At 70.3% G+C, this 7,097-nt stretch carries 6 protein-coding genes; 3 read left to right on the forward strand and 3 right to left on the reverse strand.

Annotation, left to right across the window (positions count from 1 at the left end; genetic code table 11):
• A partial coding sequence (locus tag CVO76_RS11400) for a proline dehydrogenase family protein (protein ID WP_208739332.1) occupies positions 1–1,693 on the reverse strand: 1,693 nt, incomplete at its 3' end.
• Positions 1,694–1,838: 145 nt separating this feature from the next.
• Here CVO76_RS11400 and CVO76_RS11405 point away from each other — a divergent pair.
• Complete coding sequence (locus CVO76_RS11405; RefSeq protein WP_208739333.1) at positions 1,839–2,756, forward strand: LysR substrate-binding domain-containing protein; 918 nt, start codon at positions 1,839–1,841, stop codon at positions 2,754–2,756.
• Positions 2,757–2,829: 73 nt separating this feature from the next.
• On the forward strand, positions 2,830–4,218 hold the full coding sequence (ribA, locus tag CVO76_RS11410) for a GTP cyclohydrolase II (protein WP_208739334.1): 1,389 nt from the start codon (positions 2,830–2,832) through the stop codon (positions 4,216–4,218).
• A gap of 23 nt (positions 4,219–4,241) precedes the next feature.
• On the opposite strand, the gene CVO76_RS11415 is transcribed toward ribA, so the two are convergent.
• On the reverse strand, positions 4,242–4,472 hold the full coding sequence (locus CVO76_RS11415) for a DUF3072 domain-containing protein (RefSeq protein WP_244185908.1): 231 nt from the start codon (positions 4,470–4,472) through the stop codon (positions 4,242–4,244).
• Between the two features lie 44 nt (positions 4,473–4,516).
• Positions 4,517–5,491, reverse strand: coding sequence for a glycosyltransferase (locus tag CVO76_RS11420; protein ID WP_208739335.1), 975 nt, complete (start codon positions 5,489–5,491; stop codon positions 4,517–4,519).
• A 132-nt stretch (positions 5,492–5,623) separates the two neighbouring features.
• On the opposite strand from CVO76_RS11420, the gene CVO76_RS11425 reads away from it, so the two are divergent.
• Positions 5,624–6,463 (forward strand): SDR family oxidoreductase, encoded by an 840-nt coding sequence (locus tag CVO76_RS11425; RefSeq protein ID WP_244185910.1) that lies wholly within the window; start codon positions 5,624–5,626, stop codon positions 6,461–6,463.
• Positions 6,464–7,097 lie beyond the last annotated feature (634 nt).

Here is a 7,097-nt window from a genome sequence, read left to right on the forward strand (position 1 = left end):
CCTCCACGGCACCGGCGACGGTGTCCTCGAGGTCGGCGACCTGTGTGAGCGTGGTGGCGGCGACGGTGTCCTTGCCGAGGTCGGAGCCGGCGACGCGCTCGAGGATCGCCCGTCCCCAGTTCCGGTTGGCCGGAAGGGAGGGATCCGTGTCGGGTGTGTTCTCGAAGCCGGTGCCCGGATGGGGCGCTGCCGGGACGGTGCGGTCCTGGCGGCGGTTCGGAGCGGGTACGGAATCGTCGAGCTGTCCGAGTGATGCGAGGAAGCGGTTCTTCTCGCGCTCGAAGAGGGCCTCGTTGTCGGAGAGTTCGAAGACGGCGGACATGAAGTTGTCCTGGCTCGCTCCCTCCTCGAGGCGGCGGATGAGGTACGCGATCGCGACGTCGAACTCGCTCGGGTGCACGACGGGCGTGTAGAGGAGCAGCGAGCCGACGTCGCGCTTGACGGCCTCCGCCTGTCCCTGCGCCATGCCGAGGAGCATCTCGAACTCGATGCCGGAGCGGACGCCGCGTTCGCCGGCGAGCAGCCAGGCGAAGGCGAGGTCGAAGAGGTTGTGGCCGGCGACGCCGATGCGGACGTTGTCGATGCGGCCGGGCTGCATCGCGTAGTTGAGGACGCGCTTGTAGTGGGTGTCCGAGTCCTGCTTCGAGCCCCACGTGGCGAGCGGCCAGTCGTGGAGGGATGCCTCGACCTGTTCCATCGGGAGGTTGGCGCCCTTGACCACGCGGACCTTGATGCCGGCGCCGCCCCGGGCCCGCCGGGCGGCGGCCCACTCCTGGAGGCGGATCATTGCGGCGAGGGAATCGGGGAGGTAGGCCTGCAGCACGATCCCGGCTTCGAGGTCCAGGAACTCGGGGCGTCCCAGGATCTCCATGAACACCGCGATCGTGAGGTCGAGGTCCTTGTACTCCTCCATGTCGAGGTTGATGAACTTCGGCTTCTCGGACCGGGCGGCGAGGGCGTAGAGGGGAGCGAGCTTCTCGGCGACGTGCTGCACGGCTTCCTCGAAGGCCCACGCCGGGTGCGGCGCGACGGTGGAGGACACTTTGATGGAGACGTAGTCGACGTCCGGCCGTTCGAGGAGCCGGACGGTGCCCTCGAGGCGGCGCTCGGCCTCGTGGTCGCCGAGCACCGCTTCGCCGAGCAGGTTGACGTTCAGGCGGATGCCCTCGCGCTTGATCCTGCCGATCGACCTGCCGAGCTTCGCGTCGGAGGCATCGATGATGAGGTGTCCCACCATCTCGCGCAGCACGCGGCGGGCGATGGGGATGACCACCTGCGGCAGCACCGGCGCGACGGCGGCGCCGACCTTCACGGCCGAGCGCATGTACCAGGGGAGGAAGCCGGGCACCTTCGGGGCGATGGCGCCGAGGTTGCGGGCCGCGACGGAGAGGTCCTCCGGTCGGATGACGCCGTCGACGAAGCCGACGGTGAAGGCGAGCCCGTCGGGGTCCTTGAGGACGCCGGCGAGCTGCTTGGCGGAGGAGTCGACGGGCACCTTGGACGCCTCGGTCAGCCAGTGCCGGACGAGGGCGATCGATGCGTCCGGCAGCGTCGCCGGGATCTCGGTGGTTCCGTCGGCGCCGCCGGAGAACCGGGGGGTCTCGTCGTCGCGCTCGGGGTGGGAGGCGGTGGACGGGACCAGGGGCGCCGGGGTGCCGGCGATGCCCTCGAGGGGCGGTGTCTGGGTTGTCATGGCAACGGCTTTCGGTTGGACGGCTTGCGCCGGGCACAGGATGAAGCAGCTACTTCACGTCCAGTATCCGCGGACCCGTAGGATTAGGAAAAGCGATGATTACCGAACGGTATTCGTTGGAAGAATCGAATCGACGGAGTGCCCAATGCTCGATCTGCGCCGGCTGCGCCTGCTGCGCGAACTGGCGATCCGCGGCACCCTCGCGGACGTCGCCGCGGCCCTGAGCTACAGCCCGTCCTCGGTCTCGCAGCAGCTCGCCCTCCTGGAGAAGGAAGTGGGGGTGGAGCTGCTGCGGAAGTCCGGCCGCAGGGTGGTCCTGACCCCGCAGGCGGAGGTCCTCGTGGGACACACCGCGGAACTCCTCGAGACCCTGGAGCGGGCCGAGTCGGACCTCGCCGCCTCCCTGACCACGGTGTCCGGCTCGGTCCGCGTGGCGGTCTTCCAGTCCGCGGCCCTGGCGCTCATGCCGGAGGCGTTGACGGCCATGAAGCGGGACTATCCGGACGTGCGCGTGGAGATGGTGCAGCGCGAACCGGAGACCGCGCTGTACGAGACGTTCGCCCGCGACTTCGACCTCGTGATCGCCGAGCAGTATCCGGGTCACGCGGCGCCGCGGCACGCGGAGCTCGACCACATCCCCCTGACCGAGGACGCCATCCGGCTCGCCGTCCCGCCGCCCGGCCTGGACTACGCCGGGATCTCATCCGTCGCGGAGGCGTCGGGTGCCGCCTGGGTCATGGAACCGCGGGGAGCGGCGTCCCGGCACTGGGCGGAACAGGCATGCCGGCGGGCCGGCTTCGAGCCCGACGTCCGCTACGAGACGGCGGATCTCCAGGCGCAGATCCGGCTCATCGAATCGGGCAACGCCGTCGCCCTCATGCCGGACCTCGTGTGGACCGGACGGAGCGTGCCGGTGCAGCTCCTCGACCTCGACGACAGCCCCCGGCGCTCCATCTTCACCTCCGCGCGCACGGCCGGCGCCCGGAGGCCCGCGGTCCTGGCCGTCCGCGAGGTCCTCGGGCACGCCGCGGCCGGCGTGCGTCCTCCGCAGCAGGCGCAATAAACGGCACGCAGGACCCGTTAAGCCCTGAGACGCATGTTTTCGTGTCGCCCCGCCTCGCTTCTAAGGTTGTTCCATGTCCATCCAGTCCACGCAGCTCGGGTCCGCCTCCGTGCCTGCCACCATCGAGAGGGTCGTGGAGACCGTCCTCCCCACCCGGCACGGGACATTCCGCATGGTCGGCTACCGTGACAACGGCGGGACGGAGCACGTCGCGCTGGCGCAGGGGATCGACGACGACGCCCGGGGTACCGCCCACGCGGCACCCCTCGTCCGCGTCCACAGCGAGTGCCTCACGGGCGACGCGTTCGGTTCATGGCGCTGCGACTGCGGGGAACAGCTCGACGCCGCGCTCGCGGCCATCTCGGAGGAGGGCCGCGGCGTCGTGGTCTACGTGCGCGGACACGAGGGACGCGGGATCGGGCTGCTCGCCAAACTGAAGGCGTACGCGCTGCAGGACGAGGGCGTGGACACGGTGGATGCGAACACCGCCCTCGGACTGCCCGTGGATGCCCGCCGCTACGACCAGGCGGCCGAGATCCTCCAGGACCTCGGCATCAGCGCCGTGCGGCTGCTTTCGGGGAATCCCGCGAAGGAGGAAGCGCTGGAGGACCTGGGGATCAGTGTCCTCGAGCGCCGCGGACTGCCTGTGTCGGAGCGGTCGGAGAACGCGGCATACCTGGCGACCAAGCGTGCACGAATGCGCCACGACGCGGCGCCGGTCGACGACGCCTGGGCCTCGCTCCTCGACGGCACCGTCCCGGCGGCCCCCGCACCGGGCGAGGCGGAGGAGCTCACGCACCGCTACGGGTACCTCGCGGCCGCGACCGGGCAGATTGTCGTCGGACAGCTGCGCCAGAGTCTCGACGGCTTCATCGCCTCGCGGTCCGGCGACGCCGGCTTCCATGAGGATCGCGGCGACCACGGGCACCTCCAGCGGCTGCGGGCCCTGGCGGACGCCGTCGTCGTCGGCGCGTCCACGGTGCTCGCGGAGGACTGCTCACTCTCGGTCGACGACGTACCCGGCAGCAGCCCCGTGCGCGTCGTGCTCGATGCAGCGGCACGGGTGGAGGCCGGCGCGCGCGTCCTGGCCGACGACGGCGTCCCGACGCTGTGGATCATCGCGCACGACGCCGCGGTGCCGGAGGCCCTGCCGGCCTCGGTGGAAGTGGTGCGGCTGCCTGCGGAGGACTTCGCTCCGCGGCGTGTGCTGGAGATCCTCGCCGCGCGGGGTCTGCAGAAAGTGCTGGTCGAGGGCGGGGGTAACACCGTCTCGCGGTTCCTCGACGCCGGCCTGCTCGACCGGCTGTACCTGACCACTGCTCCTGTGCTGGTGGGCGACGGCGTGCCCGGTATCCGCTTCTCCGGCTCGGATGCCCTGGCCGAAGCGCGGACTGCGCCGGTGCGGCGCTTCGTCTTCGGTCAGGACATCTGCACGGAGTTCAACTTCGCCGCGGTGCGGTAGCCGGGAGGGCTACCGCAGGACGATCAGGAGTCGTCGCTCAGCCGCTTGCTCTTGCCCTGTAGCCGATCGATGTGTTCGGACGCCTCGGCCTTGTTGATGTCCGCAGGGATCTCCTCGCCCGCCTCGCGTGCGAGGGTGTCCAGGTAGCTGCGCTGTGCTGCGGTCATCGGCTCGTCGCCGGTGACCCAGTCGGAGGGATCCCGTTCGAATCCACCCTCGGGCTCGGACGTCGGACTTCCCAGTGTGTCTGCCATATCGGTTCCTCTTCGCTCGTTTCCAGCGTGAGCCATCAGTGTACTTAGTTTCCGGGGAGCTCCACGCCCCGCTGCCGCAGCCGGCGCTCCGAGTGCGCGGCGAGGCGCATCCTGCCTCCGGCGTACGGCACGCCACCGCGGGCCCTGCTGGCGACGGCGAGCCAGCTGCACACCGACCGCTCGAGGAGCCAGGCCGGCGCCCACAGGGCGGCGGTCGGGCGGAACACCTGCCGTCCGCCCCGCCGTCGTCGGCCCAGTTCCGCGAGCGCGACGACGCCGATGCCTGCCGCGGCCAGGTGCCGCGCCGCCGGCCGGGCCAGGACGAGGGCCGGCAGCAGGCTCAGTTCGACGGTGAGCCTCGCGGGCTGCGCGAAGCTGTCATAGGCCTGCCGGACGCGCTGTCCGAGGAAGTGCCGCGACGAGCAGGGGAGCCGGGCCACGAAGAGGTCGTCGGCGCGCGCCTCGACGCCGCCGGCGGCACGCACCGTGCGGATGAGCTCGAGGTTCTCGAACAGGGCGTCGGCGCAGTAGCCGTCCGTCGCGCGCAGGGTGCTGCGCCGTACCGCCAGCGTCCCCGGGTAGTCGGAGCCCAGCGCGCGGTTGAGCAGGGTCCGCCCGGTGTCCCACTGCGCATGCCACGGCAGGCGGGCGAAATAGTTCTGCGGCCGCACGACGTCCGCGGTCCCGAGGAGCCCGAGGATGCGCTGCAGATCGGTGCGCCGGTAGCGGACGTCGTCGTCCGCCAGGACGACGAGCTCGTGCCGTGCCTCGGCCAGCCCGGTCAGGACGCCCTGCACCTTCCCGTTGCCGCCCTGCCGGACCCGTTCCGGATCGGGCCGGAGGTGGCGGACGTCCGGCGGGAAGGCGCGGGCGTGCCGGTCGAAGCAGGGGTCCGCCGAGCCGTCGACCACCGTGACATCGATCCAGCGCACCAGGTCCCGCAGGTACAGGGCCAGCTCGGCCACCGGGCCCTCGTCCGTCCACTTCAACGGCAGGATGTATTCGGCTGCGTAGCGCATGGGAGGTCGGCATGCTCCTCGTGCAACGGGTTTCCGGACCGGCTGTCCGCTTCCCTCCAATTACTAAGGGTGCTTACGGTGGGGCCGCAAGGAACCCACTTGCCGGATTGCCCGTAGACACCAGGAGGAACAGTGAGCCAGCCAGCACAGCAGCAGGAGCCGCCCGGCACCACCGACGCCATGGAGCCGACTCCCGACCACGGTGAGCAGTCCTACCGCGGCACGGGCAGGCTTCTCGGCAAGAAGGCGGTGATCACCGGTGGCGACAGCGGGATCGGCCGCGCTGTCGCGATCGCCTATGCACGTGAGGGTGCGGATGTCCTCATCAGCTATTTGGACGAGGACGACGACGCGCGGGAGACGGCCCGCTGGGTGGAGGAGGCGGGACGGCAGGCCGTCCTGTTCCCCGGCGACCTCGCCGACCCGGCGACGTGCCGGGCCGTGATCGACAAGGCCGTGGAGGAGTTCGGCAGGGTGGACATCCTCGTCAGCAATGCCGCCTTCCAGATGAGCCACGAGAGCATCGAGGAGATCCCCGACGAGGAGTGGGACCACACGATCGCCACCAACCTCAGCGCCTTCTTCCACCTCACGAAGGCCGTGCTGCCGCACATGGGGGCGGGGGGCTCGATCATCGGGTCCAGTTCGGTGAACTCCGACAATCCCGTGCCCACCCTGCTGCCCTACTCGGCGACGAAGGCCGGCATCGCCAACATGACGGCGTCCATGGCGCAGCTCCTCGCGGAACGCGGCATCCGCGCCAACTCGGTGGCTCCCGGCCCCATCTGGACACCACTCATCCCTGCCACGATGCCGGAGGACCAGGTCGAGAGCTTCGGCCAGCAGGTACCCCTCCAGCGGGCCGGGCAGCCCGCCGAACTGGCTCCGGTCTACGTGCTGCTCGCCTCCGACGAGGCCAGCTACGTGTCCGGCGCCCGTATCGCGGTGACCGGAGGCCAGCCGATCCTCTGACCGGGCCCGCTGGGCGTCCATCCGCTGCCGCACCCGCGATGAAGGACCGCGCAGGTCCAGGGCGCCCGACAACGGTCGTGCGGGAATGACGACCACAGATCCGGCGAGTGATACGTACCCGCGACTGCAATGGTGCGTGGCCCTGGACCTCGGTCCGGGTATCTTTCCGTCCCGAACAGGGTGTCCTGTCCGAAATCTCCGGTGCATCGCACTCGTGTTCGCGGCACCACCTCTTCCTAGTGTCGAATGCAGGTCTTTCGCTGCATCATCTGGGAACAGGACGGCACCACTGTGGATTCGGGAACGCAAGGCTTCGTCGCCAGGGTCACGCAGAGGTCCGGTGATGGCAGGACGGCATCGACGGGCGGGAGAGCCGCCTCCACAGGGCAAGCCCACCTCGTCGATGCTGCAACACCGGCGACTGACGATGGGGCCCGGCGAGGCCGACAGGAGCATGCGGCTGCAGTGCGGCGTACTCGCGTCCGTCGCTGGCCTGCACTCCTGATGGTGCTCATGCTCGTCACGGGATGCGGGACGGTCGAGTTGCGTCAGCCCTCCGGTCCTGCTGCCCTGCACGCGCACAGTCCCGGAGTGGCGCAGGGGTGGGGGGCGGCATCGACGGCCGGGCTGCACA

Source organism: Arthrobacter agilis, assembly GCF_002953615.1.
In the GTDB taxonomy this organism is placed as follows: domain Bacteria; phylum Actinomycetota; class Actinomycetes; order Actinomycetales; family Micrococcaceae; genus Arthrobacter_D; species Arthrobacter_D agilis_B.